General features: G+C 45.2%; 2 protein-coding genes. Both read left to right on the top strand.

Annotated features, from left to right (window positions below):
• Positions 1 to 233: 30S ribosomal protein S18 (rpsR, locus tag DAI17_RS20755; RefSeq protein WP_456093759.1), on the top strand; the 233-nt coding region annotated here is incomplete at its 5' end.
• 17 nt (positions 234 to 250) lie between these two features.
• Positions 251 to 655, top strand: a 405-nt coding sequence (gene rplI / locus DAI17_RS20760) for a 50S ribosomal protein L9 (protein WP_107775150.1), incomplete at its 3' end; no start/stop codon positions are given.

Below are 655 nucleotides of genomic sequence, written 5' to 3' on the forward strand. Positions count from 1 at the left end.
GCCAAATGGCACGTTATTTCCGTCGTCGTAAGTTCTGCCGTTTCACAGCGGAAAATGTTGTTGAGATCGATTACAAAGATATCGCTACATTAAAGAACTACATTTCTGAAAGCGGCAAGATTGTTCCTAGCCGTATCACTGGTACTCGTGCGAAGTATCAACGTCAATTAGCTCGCGCAATCAAACGCGCTCGTTACTTAGCGTTACTTCCATACACTGACAACCATCAGTAATAGAGAGGTCGAGTACAATGCAAGTTATTTTATTAGATAAAGTTGCTCACTTAGGTTCTGTGGGCGACCAAGTAACTGTTAAATCAGGTTTTGCACGTAACTTCTTAATCCCACAAGGTAAAGCGGTTATGGCAACAGCAGCAAACATCGCTCACTTCGAAGCACGTCGTGCCGAGTTAGAAGCGAAAGCGGCTGAAGCGTTAGCGGCAGCACAAGCTCGTGCAGCTAAAATTGCTGAAATCGCAGCAGTATCAGTATCTGCAACAGCAGGTGATGACGGTCGTTTATTCGGTTCAATCTCTGCAAAAGATATCGCTGATGCATTAACAGCGGCAGGCGTTGCAGTAGCTAAATCAGAAGTTCGTTTAGGTGAAGGTCCGCTTCGCACAACCGGCGAACACGAAGTTAAAGTTCACTTAAAC

This window comes from Nocardioides sediminis (assembly GCF_003047295.1).
Taxonomy (GTDB): domain Bacteria; phylum Actinomycetota; class Actinomycetes; order Propionibacteriales; family Nocardioidaceae; genus Nocardioides; species Nocardioides sediminis.